Origin of the sequence: Miniphocaeibacter sp., from assembly GCF_049276255.1 — a bacterium.
GTDB lineage: Bacteria > Bacillota > Clostridia > Tissierellales > Peptoniphilaceae > Miniphocaeibacter.
In genome coordinates this window covers 1-18,854 of sequence record NZ_JBASWB010000076.1, presented here as the reverse complement: position 1 = coordinate 18,854, position 18,854 = coordinate 1, and the positions used below count along the sequence as shown (strand labels likewise).

The window sequence follows — 18,854 nt, the reverse complement described above, 5'->3', positions numbered from 1 at the left end:
CCAGTTTTCACTGTTAATGAATTTTCCCAACTTCTGTCCAAAACCACGGAAGGAATAGGGGGCAGTCATAGAAAGCAGTTCATGAATTTTAACCTTATCCCTTGTTCTATTTTTACTTAGTTCATATTCAGGAAAGTAATCTACAACCCTATCATCGATAGATTTAATATATCCCTTATCCAAGGCTATACCAAAGGCGGCAGAAAGAACCGACTTGGTAACAGAGGCAACATTAAACCTGTCATTTTTGTTTTTGTCATTGAAATATTCTTCTAAAAGGACCTCATCGTTTTTTATAACTATAATTCCGTTTATATTTCCATAATTTTCTTTAATTTCCAAATTCAAATTATTTATATTTTCCTTATTCATATAATCACCTAGGACTATAATAGTATAAATAAAAAATAAAGACTAGGGCTTAAAAAACATTTAAATAATTTACTAAAGGACTAATTTATCATATAATGGTTATGAAACATTTTTCATACATATTATATGAAATAATTACAAGGAGGATATATGGCAAGAAAGAAAGACAAATATACATTTGAGTCCTCCATACATGTTCAGAGGGCTATTAAGAGAATGACTCAACAGGAATTAGCAGACTTAGTTGGAGTTTCAAGACAGACAATAATGCAATTGGAAAAGAACAAATACAATCCTTCGTTGCTATTAGCGTATTCAATAGCACAGGTATTTGGAGTAAGTATATATGATATTTTTGATTTTAAAGAGGTGAAATAATGGAATATCTTATCGAATTGATAGAAGGAAATGGATTGAATTCAAAAATAAATATAGTTATTTTAATAATTAGTATAATAGCAACTGTAAATATTATTAAGTTTTATATTTCTGAAGAAGGAAGAGATGAGAGAGGGAAAATTATATTTGGTAAAAGTTCTTTCTTTTCAATAATTACTTATATAATATATTTTGTTTTTATAAATTTTATTGCTAGTTATATTGAGATGAGTGAAGGACTATATCAATTTTGTATAAACTCAACATATTGTATTTTTATGATTACAATGTCGTGTTCTATAAAATATTATAAAAATAATACATAAAAAAAATAGCTGACAATAAGTGTTTTTAAATTTTATCAGCTATTTTTTATGCATATCTAGACTTACCAAATTGGACAATTACTACCGGTAAAGGTATCGTATAAAATCTAAAAAATTTATTATTGTAGTTGTTGTTATTTGTTGTTAAAAATTTATTTTTAATAATTTTTTCTATTTTTCCATTTTTATTTTCTTTTTCATATTTACTCAATTATATAGCCTCTAATTATTTATTTGAATACGAGATATGCTAATTTTATCTTAGCATATCTTTTTTATTGGAAAATTTACCTATTATATTTTTATTAATAATTATTCATAAATTAAAATATTTCTTTTATTCCCTAAAATATAAAAATAAGTATTATTAATATAAAAATATATTTTAATATGTATGAAATAGTTGACATTATAAAATAAATAGTTTATTATGTATTCAAGCAGAAAAACTGCTGTATAATCAAACGTTTGAAATAAAGAAATTTTTAAGGAGGAAATTATGAATAATATTGATAAAAAGAAAATGCGAGTAGAGGCTGACGCGGTATCTTATAATATTGTAATAGTGGTTTTTGCAATTTTGGCTGTTGTTGAGCTTCTACTTAAATTTACAAGTGATAAATCTATTTCAAGTATATATCTTCTTATTTCAGCATCATTAATTGGGTCTTTTGGAAGATTATATACTGCCTATAAGTATGATAGGAGTAAAAAGAATCTTTCATATTTGATATTTTTAGGTTTTGCAGCTGTTTTATGTTTGGCCTTGGTCATATATGAAAGAATAATATTAGCGTAAATGTTTAAGAGAGAACCATTATAAACATTTTGTAGAAATAGCTTGTATATTTAGGAAAAGAATAAGCAAGGGAAGTTGGAAAAGTTTGATGTAGTAGCTAAAATTTTATCAGTTTAAGAAGTAAATTAATTTTATAAGGATTTTTTATGGATAAGTTTTTATTGATTGTAGAGATTTTAATAATTTTAACGGCTGTTATTATACATCAAGTAAAAGGTGATAAGGACTTAAAGATAGCCGCAGGAAGTGGAAGTTTTTATATATCTTTGTTGTTTTTTCTAGTAATAGGCCTTGCTAATTTAATTATTGGTAAAAGTTTGCCAGTAGAGTTGACTCATTTGGATATGGCTTCTATTTTATCGGTAATTTATTTGGGAATACTGATATTTTTAAAGTCGAAAAGCAATAGTAAAGTTAAGAAATAAAGGTTTAAGAGAAAGAATAGTTTCCTTATATAATGATAGAATTATTTAAGTTTTAGGAAAAAATATAATTAAAAAATGAGTTACTCTTAAGGTAACTCATTTCTTTACTAAATTCTATTAAATTAACTTCATAACCTTCTTCTTCAAGAAGTTTTATTAGTCCTTTTTCCCCTGGCAAATGTCCTGCTCCTACTGCAATAAAGCTTTGATTTTCCTTTTCTAAATATTGTGGTAGTTGCTTTATCCAATTTAGGTTACGGTTTACCAGTAATAAATTGTACTGTTCTTCAGTCACTTCTAAGCTATCTGCATCTACATATTTTTCCAGAATATTTCCATCTATATATGATTGTAGTAATTCCTCATTCATTTTTTTGTTCTCTTCATATGGCAGTATGGACTTAGCCCATTCGTTAGAGTCTGCCGGCACATCATATATTTTTGGCAGGATTTCGTATTGCTCCTCTATGGTTTCCAAACCAATATTTTTTTGATTTTCGTTTTTGGCTGACAATGAACTTAGCTGCATATCCACTCCGAAATTAACCATAGGTGCATATACAAGGGCATCGGTAATTTGTGTAATTCCAAATCTATTAAAAGATGCTATTTTTTCTTCTTTTAGTCCATAGCTTTCAAGGGTTTTAAGAAATTCTACTTTTGTTTCTTCATTTAATGTATTTATTAAAGGCTCACCACTTGTGATTTTTTCCATTAATACATTTTGAGTTTCCTCTCCCTGTAAATCCGCCATAAGTACTTCTGTAATAAAATTTTCGCTTTCCTTAAGGCTTTCTACTATTTCATTTGGAAAGGGATAGATTTCTTCTTTTGCAACATGTATTGTTCCCAACATATGACCTTTTACTTGGCCATCTTTTTTTATTTCATAAAAAGGCCATGCTACACCTATTGTCTCTTTTTCTTCATTTTCTGTAGTTACTACTTCTGTTGTTTTTTCCGTTTCTTTTTTACTATTGTTATTGGAACAACCTATTAATGTAAATAGGGTTAGGATTAGTCCAACAAGTAAATAAATTTTTTTTCTTTTCATATTTACCTCCAATTTTTATTTACAAAATTATTATACTGGTAAATATTTTTTTTTAATAGTTACTAAAGTAATGGATTTTCAAAATATATTAAGAAATATTAAATTAAATACATATTTTGTTTAGGAAATCAATTACAATACATAAAAACATTTATATATATTGACAAAATATAAATTACCAATTAGAATAAGCTTATAAAAATTTATATAAAAATATTTATACAATAAAAATAATTATAAAAACAAATAAGGAGAAAATAAAATGACATTTGATAAAGTTAAAGAAATAATTGTAGAAAATTTAGGAGTAGACGCTGATGATGTAAAACCGGAAGCAAAATTAATTGAGGATTTAGAGGCAGATTCTTTAGATGCTGTTGAAGTTTCAATGGCTTTGGAAGATGAATTCGATATTGAAATTGATGATGATGCTTTTGCTGGTTTAAGTACAGTACAAGATATTGTAAATTATATAGAATCAAATAAATAGGTAGAAATATGGAGTTTGAAAATATAAAGGAACTTATTAATATTTTTAATAATTCAGATATTGACAAATTAAAACTTGAAGATGGGGATTTTAAGTTTTCTTTAGAAAGAAACAATACGGTTTTTGTTGAGCAAGCTGTTCAGCAAAAAGTCCCATTACAAAATATAGAAACTCCAATACAAACAAATAATAGTGAAATTAAAGAAGAAGGTGTAGAGGATTATTATATTTTTAAAGCTCCTTTAGTAGGAACTTTTTATGCTGCACCTTCTCCTTCTTCTTCACCATATGTTAAGGTTGGGGACACTGTAGAGGTAGATCAGGTAATTTGTATTATTGAAGCAATGAAAATGATTAATGAAATAAAATCGCCTGTTAAGGGCAAAATTGTTGAAATTTTAGTATCAAATGAGGATTTAGTAGAGTTTGATACTCCTATATTTAAAATAGAGGCTGAAAATGTTTAAAAGGGTTTTAATTGCAAATAGAGGAGAAATTGCAATAAGAATAATAAGGGCTTGCCGAGAGTTGGGTATTGAGGCAGTTTCTGTTTATTCTACTGCAGATAAGGACCAACTACATGTAAAGTTAGCGGATTATGCTGTCTGTATTGGAAGTCCTAAGTCAAGTGATAGTTATTTAAATATAGACAATATAATTTCTGCTGCCCTTTCTATGAATTGTGATGCAATTCATCCGGGTTATGGGTTTTTATCTGAAAATGCAGATTTTGTAAAAATAGTTGAAGCATATGGTATGAAATTTATTGGACCAAGTAGTGAAGTTATTTCACTTATGGGAGATAAGGCCAAGGCTAGAGAACTAATGATAAAAAATAATATACCAACGGTTCCAGGCTCAGACGGTGTAGTTAATACTATTGATGAAGCTGTAGAAATTTGTGAAAAAATTGGCTTTCCGGTTTTAATTAAGGCTGCTGCCGGCGGTGGTGGTAGAGGTATGCGTAGGGTATTTTCCATGGAAGAACTAGCTACGGAATATACCAATGCAAAAACTGAGGCTATAAATTGTTTTGGCAATGGTGACATGTATATTGAAAAGCTTGTTATTAACCCAAAACACATTGAATTTCAAATTATTGCAGATTCTTTTGGCAACACTATTCATTTAGGTGATAGGGATTGTTCAATCCAAAGAAGAAATCAAAAGATGATTGAGGAAGCACCTTCTGTTTTTCTTGATGATGCTACAAGGAAAAAAATGGGTCAAGTTGCAGTTAGGGCTGCTAAGGCTTGTAATTATGAAAATGCAGGTACTATTGAATTTGTTGTAGATGAGAATAAGAATTTTTATTTTATAGAAATGAATACGAGAATTCAAGTGGAACATCCTGTTACTGAAATGGTTACAGGTGTTGATTTAGTTAAGGAGCAATTACGAGTTGCTTCAGGTTTGCATCTGTCTAAGGAACAAAAGGATATTAAGTTAGATGGTTATGCTATTGAGTGTAGAATTAATGCAGAAAATCCTATGGAGAGTTTTAGTCCTTCTGCAGGTACAGTAGACTTTTTCTATGCACCAGGTGGCATGAATACCAGATTCGATAGCTTTTTATACAATGGTTGTCCTATTAGTCCTTTTTATGATTCTATGATTGGGAAAATTATAGTAAAGGGTAGTACAAGGTTAGAGGCTATTAAAAAAATGAGAAGGGCAATAGAAGAAACTTTTATAGAAGGTATTAATACTAATCTTGGTTTCCAATATACTATTTTATTTGATAAGGATTTTGTTAGAGGTAATTTTAATACAGGTTATTTGTCGGATAAGATGGATTGTTTATTAGACCGTATGCGATTAGTTGAGGATTAATATGAAAGATAATTTTAAAAAGAGAAAGAATTTACTTAATTTTATACGAAAAAACAGGGAAAAACCTCAATTAGAAAATAAAGAAGATGATAATTTTAATGATCATCTTTTTTATAAATGTCCAAATTGTGAAAAATCCATTTTAAAGGATAATTTAGCAGATACAAATTGGATATGTTCTAGTTGTGGTTTTTATTTACCTTTAAATAGTAAGGAAAGACTGGATTTTGTTATGGATATAGGCTATGAGGAAATTCAAGGTCAGGTGAAGTATTCCAATCCGTTGGACTTTCCAAATTATATTGAAAAACTTGAAGGAAATAAGAAAAAGTCCGGCCAAGATGAAGCTATAAGGGTGGCTTTAGGAAAAATAAAGGGCTCTTCTTGTATTGTTGCTGTTTTAGATAGCAGTTTTTTAATGGGCAGCATGGGAACTTATGTAGGGGAAGAAGTTACTAAGGCCTTTGAAAAAGCCATGGACTTAAATTTGCCGGTAATTATTTTTTCTGCAAGTGGTGGTGCAAGAATGCAGGAAGGAATTTTGTCATTAATGCAAATGGCTAAAACCTCCAATGCTGTAAGACAACATAGTGAAAAGGGTTTACTTTATATCTCCTGTTTAACTAACCCTACTACCGGTGGTGTTACTGCTTCCTTTGCAAGTTTAGGGGATGTTATTATAGCTGAACCTAAGGCTTTAATCGGTTTTGCAGGACCAAGGGTTATTAAGCAAACTATTAAACAGGATTTACCTGAAGGTTTCCAAAGTTCCGAGTTTTTAATGGAGCATGGTTTTATAGATACAATTGTTGAAAGAAAAGACTTAAAAGAGGTTTTAAGTATAATTTTAAAAATTCATGGAGTTGAGGATTAATATGATTAAGAATATTGAAAAACAAATTAATAAATTAAATTCTCAAATTGATGAATTTAAGAAAATGGAAGATAGTGATTTAGCAGATAATTTAATTCTTGAAGTGGAAAATAAAAAGAAGGAAATATTAGAAGATGCAGCTAAGGACTTAGCTGCCTATGACAGAGTGTACTTAGCTAGGCATATTGCCAGACCAAAGGCTAAGGATTTTATATACAATCTCTTTAATAATATTATTGAATTTAAGGGAGATAGGCTTTTTAAAGATGACAAGAGTATTATTGGAGGTATTGCTTCTTATTATGGAGTACCAGTTACTTTTATAGGTACAAATAAGGGAAAAGATACTAAGGAAAACATAGAGACGAATTTTGGAATGGCCAGTCCGGAAGGTTACAGAAAAGCAATAAGACTTATGGAGCAAGCCAATAAATTTCATAGACCAATTATTACCTTTATTGACACTCCCGGTGCCTACCCTGGAATAGGTGCAGAGGAAAGGGGACAAGGAGAGGCTATTGCTAGGGCAATTATGACTATGACCTCTTTAAAGGTTCCTGTTATTTCTGTAATTACCGGAGAAGGTGGAAGTGGAGGAGCTTTAGCCTTAGCTGTAGGAAATAAGGTTATTATGATGGAAAATGCAATATACTCTATTTTGTCGCCGGAAGGATTTTCTTCTATTTTATGGAAGGATAGTTCTAAGGCTGCAGAAGCTACTGAATATATGAAATTAACCTCTAATGATTTACTGGAAATGGGAATTATAGACAGAGTTGTTAAGGAGGATATTTCTTTTTCACAAGAGGATTATGGAGAAAATTTTAAAAGATTAGACAAGGTTATTAAAGAAGAGCTTACAGGTCTATTAAAATATACAGGGTTGGAGCTTCAAACAAAAAGAGAAAATAAATTTAGAGGCTTTGGAGTTTAATATGGGATTAAAAATTTTAGAAACTTCCAGTTACCTTCCGGAAGAAATAATTACAAATGATGATTTTGCTAGGTATTTAGATACTTCTGATGAATGGATTAGTTCAAGAACAGGAATAAGGGAAAGAAGAATTTCAAGAAAAGAGGACACTTCACAATTAGCCTATAAGGCAGTAGAAAGTCTTAATATTAAAGACAAGGAAAAAATAGATATGGTTTTAGTAGCAACCTTTACTGCCGACAAATCCATGCCTAATATTTCTTCGGGGGTTCAAGGGTTACTTGGCTTAAAAGAAAATATTTTTGCTGTAGATTTTAATATGGCTTGTAGTGGTTTTGTTGCAGGACTAAATTTAATTGAAAGATTTTTAGATGAAGGTCGTCAGGCTATTTTAGTAGGGGCGGAAGTAATTTCAAAATATTTAGACAAGTATGATAGAAATACCGTTGTACTATTTGGCGATGGTGCTGGTGCTGTTTTAGTTGAAAAAAATAATAGTAAACAGTGTTTTGAAAGTGGAGTTAGGTCAAATGATGAATGTTTGACTTTAAATTATAGAGGATTAGAAGAAGTTAGAGAATTTATTGGTATGAAGGGTAAGGAGGTATTTAGATTCGCAGTAGAAATAGTACCTTTGACCATTACCAATTTATTAAAAGAAAACAATTTAGATAGGACTAGTATAGACCATGTAATTTGTCATCAGGCTAATTATAGAATACTTAATTCTGTTTCAAAGAAAACTAAAATTCCTATTGAAAAATTCTTTATGAATTTAGACAAATATGGAAACACCTCAGCAAGTTCAATACCTATTGCCTTAGATGAAATGAATAAAAAAGGTATTTTAAAAAGAGGGGAAAAAATAATATTAGTTGGCTTTGGAGCCGGACTTAGTTGGACAGGAACTTTAATGGAATGGTAGGAGAATAGATGAATTTACAAGATATTTTAGGTATAGAGTACCCGGTAATACAAGGGGGAATGGCAAATATAGCAACAGGAGAGTTTGCTGCAGCAGTTTCAAATGCAGGAGGTCTTGGATTAATTGGAACTGGTGGAATGACCATTGAGGAAGCTAAAGAGAATATTGAAAAATGTAAGGAACTAACAAATAAACCATTTGGTGTAAATATTATGCTATTGAATCCAAATGCAGCTGAAGTTGCCAAACTTGTAGTTGAATATGAAGTACCAGTTGTTACTACAGGAGCAGGCAATCCTTCAAAGTATATTGACGAATGGAAAAAACACGGAATAAAAATATTTCCTGTAATACCGGCACCTTCTCTTGCAGTAAGAATGGAACGCTTAGGAGTAGATGGAGTAATTGCAGAAGGAACTGAATCAGGTGGTCATATTGGTGAAATGACAACAATGGCTTTAATACCTCAGGTTTGTGATGCTGTGAAAATTCCCGTTATTGCAGCAGGAGGAATAGCTAGTGGAAGACAGATGCTAGCTGCTAGAGCTTTAGGTGCTATAGGAGTTCAAGTAGGAACTTGTTTATTAGCTGCTGAAGAGTGTCCAATTCACGAAAATTATAAAAATAGGGTTATTAAGGCTAAAAGTAGCAATATTACAGTTACAGGAAGAATTGGTGGTATACCTGTTCGTCTAATTAAAAATAGTATGACAAATGAATATATAAAAAGAGAAAAAGAAGGATGGACTAAGGAAGAATTGGAAATATTTACCTTAGGCGGTTTGAAAAAGGCTGTTTTTAATGGCGATGTAGACAATGGCTCTTTAATGGCGGGACAGGTTGTTGGTCAAGTTAAGGAAATTAAACCTGTAAAGGATATTATAAAGAATTTATATGATGAATATTTAGAAGAACTGGAGAAATTGAAATGTCAATAATGATAGGCTCTAAAGAAATAAGTATTCCTGTTATTCAAGGTGGAATGGGAGTTGGGGTTTCTTTAGGTAATCTTGCTGGAGCTGTAGCAAGAGAAGGGGGAATTGGAACTATATCTATGGTGGATATTGGTTTTAAGGAGCCTGATTTTTATACTAATAAAAAAGAGTCTGCTACTAGGGCTTTTATAAAGGAATTAAATAAAGCAAGGGAAATATCCAAGGGTAATGGATTAATAGCTACAAATATTATGGCAGCATTAACAGATTATAAGGAATTGGTTAAAACTGCTGTAAAGGCTAAAGTAGATGCCATTGTCGTTGGAGCGGGTTTGCCTTTAGATTTACCAGGTTTAGTAGAAACAAAGGATATAATGATTGCTCCAATTATTTCAAGTGCAAGGGCTTTAAAATTAGTAGTTAGAAACTGGATGAAAAAATATGATAGAACACCGGACTTTGTTGTACTTGAAGGAAGGGATGCAGGTGGGCATTTAGGTTTTAAACAAGAAGAAATCATTAATGAGTCCTATAGTTTAGAAAGTATTACAAAGGATGTTTTGTCCTATTTAGATGAATTAAAAAACAATATAGGCAGAAAGATTCCTCTTTTCGTTGGTGGCTCATTTTTTGATGGTAATGACTTAAATATGGTTCAAGACTGGGGTGCTACAGGTATTCAAATAGGTACAAGGTTTATTGCTACAGAGGAATGTGATGTTAGTAAGGAATTTAAGGAGTTAATTGTTAATGCAAAGGAAGAGGATATTGTCTTGTTACATAGTCCCGTTGGCATGCCTGCAAGAGCAATAAAAACCCCTTTAATAGAGAAGATGAACAAGGAAAGAATTCCATCTAAAAGATGTATTAACTGTTTAAAAACCTGTAATCCTAAAACTACTAATTTCTGTATTTCCGATGCTTTAATAAGTTCAGCTAATGGAGATATTGAAAATGGACTTTTCTTTAGTGGTAGTTTAGCCCATAGGATAAAAGAAATAACTACTGTTGAAGAAATTTTCAAAGAAATAAAAAGTCAGTGGAGGAAAAGATGAAAATAGGTTTTTTATATGGTGGACAAGGAAGCCAACAGGCAGGTATGGGAAAGGACCTATACGAAAACTATGATTATATTAAAGAATTTTACGATTCAATTAATCTTGATTTTGACATAAAGGATTATTCTTTTAACAAGGACTTAGAAATAATTTCCGAAACAAAATACACCCAACCTATTATGGTTTCCTTTCAAATAGCCGTTACAAAAATTTTAAATAATCTAGGAATTAATCCTTCTTTTGTAGCTGGTCTTAGTATTGGAGAATACTCTGCCCTTGTAGCTTCTGGAGTTTTAAAGGATATTGACGCTATAGAAATAGCTAATATAAGAGGTAAGTCCATGACTAAAGCTAGTTCCGGCATAAATACCGGAATGGTAGCTGTAATGGGATTGGAAAAAGAAAAAATCGAAAGCGTATTGGAAAAACTTAGTGACGATAAAAATAAAGTTGAAATTGCCAATTTAAACTGCCCGGGACAAATTGTTATTTCTGGAGAAGCTTCTAAAGTGGAAGAATCAATTAAAGAATTAAAAGAGGCCGGAGCAAGACGGGCAATTCCTTTAAATGTTTCAGGACCGTTTCATACTTCATATATGGAGCCGGTAGCTAAGGAATTAGAAGAAGTCTTTAAAGAATATGATTTTTATGATGAAAAAATACCTGTTGTCTACAATTTATTAGGTAGTGTAAGAAATAATGAAGATATAAAGACCATAATGACTAAGCAAGTTAAATCAACTGTAAAATTTCAAGAGTCAATTGAATATATGATAAGTCAAGGAGTAGACACCTTTATTGAAATTGGATTTGGAGATGTAATAAAAGGTTTTTTAAAGAAAATAGATAGAAAATTAAAAGTCTATTCTATTAATAATATAGAAAGTATTAAAGCCTTTGAAAAGGAGTTTAAAAATGTGCAATAAAAAAGTTGCTTTAGTAACAGGAGCAGGAAGAGGAATTGGCAGAACTATAGCAATAGAACTGGCTAAAGAAGGTTATAATATAGCTTTAAACTTTAGGTCTAACGAAGAAGAAGCTAATTTAGTAAAAGAAGAATGTGAAAAAAACGGAGCAGAGGTTTTACTTGTAAAGGCTGATGTTTCAGTTTATGAAGAATGTGAAAAAATATTTAAAGATATAAAGGAAAAATTTAAAAGATTAGATGTTCTTGTAAATAATGCAGGTATTACAAGGGACAATCTAATTATGAGAATGACACCAAAGGATTTTAATGATGTAATTGAAGCTAATTTAAATTCAGTTTTTTATTGTATGAAATTAGCATCAAGAATTATGATGAAGCAAAGATACGGAAAAATCATAAGTATTTCCAGTATTGTAGGCTTACATGGAAATGCAGGACAGGTTAACTATTCAGCCAGTAAGGCTGGTATTTTAGGTATGACAAAATCCCTAGCTAAGGAATTAGCATCTAGAAATGTAACAGTAAATGCTATAGCACCAGGATTTATTCAGACAAGTATGACCGATAAATTACCGGAAAATATTATTAATTCAATGTTAGAAAATATACCTTTAGCTAAATTAGGTAGACCTGAAGATATAGCTGACACAGTTGTTTTTCTAGCAAGTGATAGGGCAAATTATATTACCGGACAGACTATATCAGTAGATGGAGGTATGAGCATATAATGAAAAGAAGAGTTGTAATAACAGGACTTGGTGCTGTTTCTCCAATAGGAAATACCTTAGAGGATATTTATAAAAGCTTACAAGAAGGTTATTGTGCAGTAGATGAAATAACAAGATTTGATGTTTCAAATAATAAAACTAAATTTGCTTGTGAAGTAAAGGATTTTAAACCGGAGGAATTTTTAGATAAAAAAACCATAAGAAGAATTGACCTAGTAAATCAGTTTGGAATAGTAGCTGCCCATAAGGCACTAAATCATAGTGGAATAGAATTAGATAAACTTGAAGACCTAAATAGGTGTGGTGTAGTAATTTCTTCCGGAATAGGCGGACTAAAAACCATTCAAGATGAAACTATTAAAGGTAGTAAAAGAGGTTTTGAAAGAATATCACCATTTTTTATTACAGGTGGAATTGCAAATATGACCTCTGCATTAATAGCCATTGAATTAGGCTTTCATGGTTATAGTGCTTGCCCAGTAACAGCTTGTGCCGGTGGAACTAATGCAATAGGTGACGCTTTTAGAAGTATAAGAGATGGTTACCAAGATTTAATATTTGCCGGTGGTTCAGAAGCTAGTATTACAGAAGTAGGAATAGGTGGTTTTACATCTATGAAGGCCTTGTCTACAGGAGAAACTAAAGACAGGGTATCTATTCCTTTTGACAAAGAACGTTCGGGTTTTGTAATGGGTGAAGGTGCAGGAATAATAGTTTTAGAGGAATTGGAACATGCTAAAAAACGTGGGGCAAAAATTCTTGCAGAATTAGTTGGTTATGGTGTAACTTGTGATGCCAGCCATATGACTGCTCCAGATAGTGAAGGAAGATTTACCAGTAAGGCTATGTTAGATGCAATAGAAGATGCAGGAATTAAACCTGAAAATATTGACTATATTAATGCCCATGGAACATCAACTCCTCTAAATGATAAATTTGAAACCTTGGCTGTGAAAAATACCTTTAAAGAACATGCGAAAAAATTAAAAATTTCTTCAACAAAGTCTATGACAGGTCATTTACTTGGAGGCTCAGGTGGACTGGAAGCAATTATATCCGTATTGGCACTGGAAAATGGATATATACCTCCAACAGTTAATTATAAAGTAGCAGATGAAGAATGTGATTTAAATATAGTTCCAAATAAGGGAATATATGAAAATATTACTTATGTAATGAGTAATTCCTTTGGATTTGGTGGTCACAATGCTTCAATTATTATAAAAAAATGGGAGGAATAATGGAATACAATATTAATGAAATAGAAAAAATTATCCCACACAGATATCCATTTTTATTAGTAGATAAAATTATTGATGGAAAAGAAGGAGAATGGGCTAAGGGAATTAAATGTGTAACTGCTAACGAACCATTTTTCCAAGGACATTTTCCTGGTTATAAAGTTATGCCAGGGGTATTAATAATCGAGGCCCTAGCACAAGTAGGGGCTGTTGCACTACTAACCATTGATGAATTTAAAGGTAAAATTGCATTATTTGGAGGAATAAAAAAGGCTAAATTCAAAAGACAAATTATTCCAGGAGATGTATTGGAATTAGAATGTAGACTTACAAAAAGAAGAGGAAATGTTGGATTTGGTGAAGCTATAGCAAAAGTTGGAGAAGAGTTAGCAGTTACAGCTGAATTGACTTTTTTCATTTCGGAATAAATAAAAGAAAATTATTAATTAAACAATTTATTTGCATAAATGTATACTTTTTTGTTAATATTAAAGTAATATAAACTTAAAAGGGGAAAAATATGATAGAAGAACTATTTAGTGAAGTATATGAAAAATTTAAACTGAATTTTTACAAGAACATATTTAAGAATTTCGAGAACAGAGAAGCTACTCTATCTGCAACAGAAACATTTTGTGTAGAGGTAATAAATGCATTAGGGAGACCAACAATAAGTGAATTAACGAATTTCCTAGAAATTTCACAACCTAATACTGCCTACAAAGTGGCAAGTCTTGTTAAAAAGGGATATGTAAAAAAGGTACAATCAAAAGAGGACAAAAGGGAATTCTATTTAGAATTAACAGATAGATTTCAAAATTATCAAAGAATTAAAAATGAATATATTCATACAGTAATAGATAGAATGGAAGCGGAATTGTCTAAAGAGGATTTAGAGAAGTTTGAAGAAATTCTTGAAAGAATTAGTAATGAATTTATGCCTGAAGTTACTACATTTAAGTCAGAAAATACAAATTCATAATAGTTTAAATAAAAAGCACAAGAATTAAAATTCCTGTGCTTTTTCTATTTCGATACCTTTATTTAAATTTTTTATATCCCTAGTTAAAAATATTAGACTTAGTATAAAGGCGATTAAATCCGATACAGGATATGCTAGCCAAACACCTAAAAGTCCAAAGAATTTAGGTAGTATTAATAATACCGGCAAAAGCACTATTAACTGTCGAGATAGTGATAATATTACTCCAATTACAGGTTTCCCTGTAGCTTGAAAGTAGTTAGAGCTAAGTATTTGAAAACCTAATATTGGAAAAACAAAAGATGTAACTTTTAAGGCTTCAACAGTTATTGGCATAATAGTGTTAATATTGGAAGCATTAACGATAAATAGATTTATTAATAATTCCGGTGCTAACATAATTACACAGTAGCAAATTGAAATATATATAGTAGCTATTATTATTGCATAAATCAAGGTTCTTTTAACACGTTGGTATTTTTTTGCTCCAAAATTATATCCTAAAATTGGTTGAGAGCCTTGGTTTAGTCCAAATATAGGCATAAAGGCTATAGTACTTATACTTTGTACTATTCCCATAGCAGTTATTGCATTTTCATTTCCAAATTTTGCTAATTGGATATTAAATATTGTTATAACAAGGCTGGAAGCTATTTGCATTCCAAAAGGAGATAGTCCAAGGCTTAAAATTTCTCCTACAGTATGTAATTTCAATTTAATATTTTCTTTAGTAATCCTAATAGAAGATTTTGAACCAAAGAAAAACATTAGAACCCAAATAAAAGAAAAAAATTGTCCAATTATTGTTGCTAAAGCGGCTCCTTTTACACCTAGCCCAAGTAAGATTACAAAAACATAGTCTAAGATTATATTTGTTATAGCACCAATTAACATAGTACCCATAGCTACAGTAGGACTACCTTCTCCCCTTATAAAATAGTTAAGTCCAAATCCAATCATTTGGAAGGGTATACCTATGGCAATAATTTTCATATAATCCATAGCATAGGGTAAAAGAACATCCTTACTTCCAAGAATTATTAAAATAGGCTCAAGAAAGAAAAATATAACTATAGATATAAGTAGGGACAGTATTATAAGCATAGTAAAGGAATTACCTAGAATTTTTTCTGCCTGGTCCTTTCTACCTTGTCCTAGTCTTATAGAAGAAAGCGAGTTTCCTCCCATGCCTACTAACATGGCAAAAGCCATAATTGCTAAACTTAGTGGATATGTTAAGTGAACACCACCAATAGCAAGGGAATTAACCTGACCTAAAAATATTTTATCTACAACATTGTAAAGAGCGTTAACAATCATTCCAATAATTGCAGGAATTGAAAATTTTAAAAGTAGTTTAGTTATAGGTTCTATTCCCAATACTTCATTTTTATTTGTATTCATATGCACCTCCCATTAATAATGTATATTGGAATAGGTGTTTTGTAAAGCAAATTATATTAACAAGTGGGTATAAAGAAAATAAGGAAATTTCAAGGCAAAAATAGGAGGAAATGAAATGACTGCAGAAGTAAAAGAAGTGTTACTTTTGGAAACAGAAGACGAGTTTAAATATATAACAGTAAAACAAATTCTTGATGACAATAATATACCCTATATTATAAAAGACAAGGGCTCAGGAGGTTATATGAGACTAATAAGTGGTTATTCTATTTATTTAAAGGGAATTTTCGTATCCTCTGAAGATTATAAGAAAGCCTATAATTTAGTAAAGGAATTTATAGAAATCGAAAGGGAATAGTAAATAGATAGTTTGAGAGTAATGTAAATTCATATAGTATTAAAACTTACACCTCGATGTGTTTCAGAATTACTAGATTTGAGAGTAATGTAAATTCATATAGTATTAAAATATTTTATCTTAATCAGGAAACTGAAACACAAAACTATTTACATTCCCATAGAACAAAAATTAGGAAAGAAGTTTTAATTTCTTTCCTAAATATAACTTATTTAACTGTAACTCTATGGTAGATTTTCTTACCTTTTTTAATAACCAGTTCATTATTTTCAAAGTCATCTAAGGTAATATTTTTCTTAAAGTCATCTACAACAGCTCCATTAATGGAAATTCCATTTTGTTGAACTAATCGTCTACCTTCACCATTGGATTTAGTTAGTTCTAATTCTGTTAAAAGATTTAATATTCCAACTCCCTCAGCAAATTTTTCCTTACTGAATTCTGTTGTAGGCATATTTTCATCAATAACATTATTACTAAATAAAGCTTTTGAAGTTTCTAAAGCTTGTTTAGCTTTTTCTTCTCCATGTACTAATTTAGTAATTTCATAGGCTAAAACTTCCTTACCTTTATTTATTTCTGCACCTTCTAAGGCACCTAATCTCTTACATTCCTCTATAGGTAAAAATGTAAGCATAAGTAGGAATTTTTCAACATCTCTATCATCGATATTTCTCATGTATTGGAATAGTTCATAAGGTGTTGTTTTATTTTCGTCTAACCAAACTGCACCTTTCATGGATTTACCCATTTTTACACCATCGGCAGTAGTTAGTAGTTTAAAGGTAATTCCATAAACCTTATCTTGCTCCAACTTTCTAACTAAGTTATATCCACCAATTATGTTAGACCATTGGTCAGAGCCACCCATTTGTAGTTTTACTCCATGTTTTCTATATAAAACCAAATAGTCGTAGGATTGCATTAACATATAGCTAAATTCGAAAAATGTAAGTCCGTCATGTAATCTATTTTTATAGGAGTCTAGGGTTAACATTTGGCTAACTGAAAAATGTACACCTATTTCTCGCATAAAGTCTAGGAAATTTAAATTTAATAACCAGTCTGCATTATTTTCAATTATGGCCTTATCATTTTCAAAATCTAAAAATCTTCCAAGTTGATTTGCAAAGCATTTTGCATTATGTTCTATTGTTTCCTTAGTCATAACCATTCTCATATCGGATCTTCCGGAAGGGTCCCCAATCATTGTTGTTCCACCACCAAGTAAAGCTACTGGTATATGGCCATGTCTTTGCATTCTCATCATAATCATAATTTGAATGAAGTGACCAATAGTTAGACTGTCAGCAGTTGCATCAAAGCCAATATAAAATTTCACCGATTCATTTTTTAACAATTCCCTTAATTCATCTTCATGGGTTGCTTGTTCAAAATAACCTCTTTCAACTAATTCATCAAAAACATTATCATGTTCCAATTTGTAATTAATCATTTACTTCCTCCATAAAATAAAAAATCTTCCAGTTGAAAGGACGCATTACCGTGGTACCACCTTTCTTCACTAGAAGTCTCCTTGTTAAGTTAGGCACTTAACAGCCTTAACAAAAAATGTTGTAATTCCCTTGAAGACACTACTCAACAAGGTACTGGTCATTTTATAAGTTAATATTAATTTATAATTGAAACTATAATATAAAAGTTATAATTAGTCAAGTTTCATTTGGATTTTTATTTTTGAAAAATAATTAAAATAATTTATATAATTATTTGCAAATGTAAATAATTTATGTTATGATTAAATGCAATAAATTACTTATTGAAATATTTGTCAAATAAGTGAGAAAGGATAAACTAAATGGTGATTCACATGAAACTACATAATTTAGCAGCTAACTATTTTAACTTTTATTTTAGCTTTACTAACAATTTTAGTAAGGTCTTTTTGAGGTTAGCTGCAAAATAAAAGTTTCATGATATATTAATATACATTTATCAAAAAAGAGACTAGCAGATTAACTTCTGCTAGTTTTTTTTATTCTTATCCTTTAAATGATAAGTTCTATAAAAAATTATATATATATTCAGGAGGATTGTTATGATAGTAAAATTAAAAAATGGTTTACAAAATGAAAAAACAAAAAAATTAATTAAGTGGTTAAATGAAAGGGATTTAGAAGTACATCCTTCAGAGGGAAAGACATACACTGTTCTAGGATTAGTAGGAGATACTTCTATTATAGATATTAATAGTATTAAGGCTTTTGATATTGTAGAGTCTGTAACTAGAATTCAAGAACCATATAAGGCAGCTAACAGAAAATTCCATCCTGAAGATACAATTGTAGATGTAGGAGGAGTCAAAATAGGTGGTGGGCATTTTGCTGTAATGGCAGGACCTTGTTCAGTTGAGTCAAAGGAACAGGTTTTAGAAATTGCAAGGGCAGTAAAGGCCTCTGGAGCAAATTTATTAAGAGGTGGAGCTTTTAAACCAAGAACATCTCCATATTCATTCCAAGGCATGGGAAATGAAGGTATAGAAATACTGTTGGAGGCTAAAAAAGAAACAGGTTTACCAATTGTAAGTGAAATTATGGACATAGAGGACTTACCATTTTTTGAAGAAGTGGATATGCTTCAAGTTGGAGCAAGAAATATGCAAAACTTTGCCATGTTAAAAAAATTAGGACAAATAGATAAACCTATTTTATTAAAGAGAGGTTTGTCTGCTACTTATGAAGAGTGGATAATGAGTGCCGAGTATATTATGGCAGGTGGAAATAAAAATGTAATACTGTGTGAAAGGGGAATAAGAACTTTTGAAACAGGTATAAGAAATGTCTTAGATA

Annotated in this window: 24 protein-coding genes; 19 read left to right on the top strand and 5 right to left on the bottom strand. The window is 30.6% G+C overall.

Features of this window, described 5'->3' with window-relative positions:
• Positions 1-372 (bottom strand): serine hydrolase (locus WAO56_RS10545; protein ID WP_422144210.1); only part of this gene is annotated, 372 nt, incomplete at its 3' end.
• A gap of 150 nt (positions 373-522) precedes the next feature.
• Between WAO56_RS10545 and WAO56_RS10540 the strand changes: the two genes are divergently transcribed.
• Together WAO56_RS10540 and WAO56_RS10535 are read left to right on the top strand one after the other, a co-directional pair.
• Entirely contained in the window at positions 523-750 is a 228-nt protein-coding gene (locus WAO56_RS10540) for a helix-turn-helix transcriptional regulator (protein WP_422144209.1), read from the top strand.
• Positions 750-1,076, top strand: a complete 327-nt coding sequence (locus WAO56_RS10535) for a hypothetical protein (RefSeq protein ID WP_422144208.1) — start codon at positions 750-752, stop codon at positions 1,074-1,076. Before WAO56_RS10540 ends, WAO56_RS10535 begins: the two co-directional genes overlap by 1 nt.
• 46 nt (positions 1,077-1,122) lie before the next feature.
• Here the strand turns inward: WAO56_RS10535 and WAO56_RS10530 are convergent, their stop codons facing one another.
• Positions 1,123-1,287: a hypothetical protein gene (locus WAO56_RS10530; protein WP_422144207.1), complete on the bottom strand. Its 165-nt coding sequence runs from the start codon at positions 1,285-1,287 to the stop codon at positions 1,123-1,125.
• Between the two features lie 288 nt (positions 1,288-1,575).
• Here WAO56_RS10530 and WAO56_RS10525 point away from each other — a divergent pair, with 288 nt between their 5' ends.
• Complete coding sequence (locus WAO56_RS10525) at positions 1,576-1,875, top strand: DUF6442 family protein (RefSeq protein WP_422144206.1); 300 nt, start codon at positions 1,576-1,578, stop codon at positions 1,873-1,875.
• Positions 1,876-2,021: 146 nt separating this feature from the next.
• Positions 2,022-2,300, top strand: coding sequence for a hypothetical protein (locus WAO56_RS10520; protein WP_422144205.1), 279 nt, complete (start codon positions 2,022-2,024; stop codon positions 2,298-2,300).
• Positions 2,301-2,352: 52 nt separating this feature from the next.
• Here the strand turns inward: WAO56_RS10520 and WAO56_RS10515 are convergent, their stop codons facing one another.
• Entirely contained in the window at positions 2,353-3,354 is a 1,002-nt protein-coding gene (locus WAO56_RS10515; RefSeq protein ID WP_422144204.1) for a TraB/GumN family protein, read from the bottom strand.
• A gap of 262 nt (positions 3,355-3,616) precedes the next feature.
• Here WAO56_RS10515 and acpP point away from each other — a divergent pair, with 262 nt between their 5' ends.
• The 13 genes from acpP to WAO56_RS10450 all read left to right on the top strand — a co-directional run bounded on the left by acpP (position 3,617) and on the right by WAO56_RS10450 (position 14,282).
• On the top strand, positions 3,617-3,844 hold the full coding sequence (gene acpP / locus WAO56_RS10510) for an acyl carrier protein (RefSeq protein ID WP_422144203.1): 228 nt from the start codon (positions 3,617-3,619) through the stop codon (positions 3,842-3,844).
• An 8-nt stretch (positions 3,845-3,852) separates the two neighbouring features.
• On the top strand, positions 3,853-4,311 hold the full coding sequence (gene accB / locus WAO56_RS10505) for an acetyl-CoA carboxylase biotin carboxyl carrier protein (RefSeq protein ID WP_422144202.1): 459 nt from the start codon (positions 3,853-3,855) through the stop codon (positions 4,309-4,311).
• On the top strand, positions 4,304-5,677 hold the full coding sequence (accC, locus tag WAO56_RS10500; RefSeq protein ID WP_422144201.1) for an acetyl-CoA carboxylase biotin carboxylase subunit: 1,374 nt from the start codon (positions 4,304-4,306) through the stop codon (positions 5,675-5,677). Before accB ends, accC begins: the two co-directional genes overlap by 8 nt.
• 1 nt (position 5,678) lies before the next feature.
• Positions 5,679-6,551: an acetyl-CoA carboxylase, carboxyltransferase subunit beta gene (gene accD / locus WAO56_RS10495; RefSeq protein WP_422144200.1), complete on the top strand. Its 873-nt coding sequence runs from the start codon at positions 5,679-5,681 to the stop codon at positions 6,549-6,551.
• 1 nt (position 6,552) lies between these two features.
• Entirely contained in the window at positions 6,553-7,485 is a 933-nt protein-coding gene (locus WAO56_RS10490) for an acetyl-CoA carboxylase carboxyltransferase subunit alpha (RefSeq protein WP_422144199.1), read from the top strand.
• A 1-nt stretch (position 7,486) separates the two neighbouring features.
• Positions 7,487-8,410, top strand: a complete 924-nt coding sequence (locus WAO56_RS10485; RefSeq protein ID WP_422144198.1) for a beta-ketoacyl-ACP synthase 3 — start codon at positions 7,487-7,489, stop codon at positions 8,408-8,410.
• A gap of 8 nt (positions 8,411-8,418) precedes the next feature.
• Positions 8,419-9,348 (top strand): nitronate monooxygenase, encoded by a 930-nt coding sequence (locus WAO56_RS10480; RefSeq protein ID WP_422144197.1) that lies wholly within the window; start codon positions 8,419-8,421, stop codon positions 9,346-9,348.
• Complete coding sequence (locus WAO56_RS10475; RefSeq protein WP_422144196.1) at positions 9,339-10,400, top strand: NAD(P)H-dependent flavin oxidoreductase; 1,062 nt, start codon at positions 9,339-9,341, stop codon at positions 10,398-10,400. Before WAO56_RS10480 ends, WAO56_RS10475 begins: the two co-directional genes overlap by 10 nt.
• Positions 10,397-11,329, top strand: coding sequence for an ACP S-malonyltransferase (gene fabD, locus WAO56_RS10470; protein ID WP_422144195.1), 933 nt, complete (start codon positions 10,397-10,399; stop codon positions 11,327-11,329). Before WAO56_RS10475 ends, fabD begins: the two co-directional genes overlap by 4 nt.
• Complete coding sequence (fabG, locus tag WAO56_RS10465) at positions 11,319-12,059, top strand: 3-oxoacyl-[acyl-carrier-protein] reductase (protein ID WP_422144194.1); 741 nt, start codon at positions 11,319-11,321, stop codon at positions 12,057-12,059. Before fabD ends, fabG begins: the two co-directional genes overlap by 11 nt.
• Positions 12,059-13,300 carry a beta-ketoacyl-ACP synthase II gene (gene fabF, locus WAO56_RS10460; protein ID WP_422144193.1) on the top strand — a complete coding sequence of 414 codons (1,242 nt, stop codon included), beginning with the start codon at positions 12,059-12,061 and terminating at the stop codon, positions 13,298-13,300. Before fabG ends, fabF begins: the two co-directional genes overlap by 1 nt.
• Positions 13,300-13,728: a 3-hydroxyacyl-ACP dehydratase FabZ gene (fabZ, locus tag WAO56_RS10455; RefSeq protein WP_422144192.1), complete on the top strand. Its 429-nt coding sequence runs from the start codon at positions 13,300-13,302 to the stop codon at positions 13,726-13,728. The genes fabF and fabZ overlap by 1 nt, the downstream gene beginning before the upstream one ends.
• A 92-nt stretch (positions 13,729-13,820) precedes the next feature.
• On the top strand, positions 13,821-14,282 hold the full coding sequence (locus WAO56_RS10450; protein ID WP_422144191.1) for a MarR family winged helix-turn-helix transcriptional regulator: 462 nt from the start codon (positions 13,821-13,823) through the stop codon (positions 14,280-14,282).
• Between the two features lie 24 nt (positions 14,283-14,306).
• On the opposite strand, the gene WAO56_RS10445 is transcribed toward WAO56_RS10450, so the two are convergent.
• Positions 14,307-15,686 carry an MATE family efflux transporter gene (locus tag WAO56_RS10445; protein ID WP_422144190.1) on the bottom strand — a complete coding sequence of 460 codons (1,380 nt, stop codon included), beginning with the start codon at positions 15,684-15,686 and terminating at the stop codon, positions 14,307-14,309.
• Between the two features lie 115 nt (positions 15,687-15,801).
• Between WAO56_RS10445 and WAO56_RS10440 the strand changes: the two genes are divergently transcribed.
• On the top strand, positions 15,802-16,044 hold the full coding sequence (locus tag WAO56_RS10440) for a putative signal transducing protein (RefSeq protein WP_422144189.1): 243 nt from the start codon (positions 15,802-15,804) through the stop codon (positions 16,042-16,044).
• A gap of 208 nt (positions 16,045-16,252) precedes the next feature.
• Here the strand turns inward: WAO56_RS10440 and tyrS are convergent, their stop codons facing one another.
• Positions 16,253-17,500, bottom strand: a complete 1,248-nt coding sequence (gene tyrS / locus WAO56_RS10435; protein WP_422144188.1) for a tyrosine--tRNA ligase — start codon at positions 17,498-17,500, stop codon at positions 16,253-16,255.
• 603 nt (positions 17,501-18,103) lie between these two features.
• Between tyrS and aroF the strand changes: the two genes are divergently transcribed.
• Positions 18,104-18,854: 3-deoxy-7-phosphoheptulonate synthase (gene aroF / locus WAO56_RS10430; RefSeq protein ID WP_422144187.1), on the top strand; the 751-nt coding region annotated here is incomplete at its 3' end.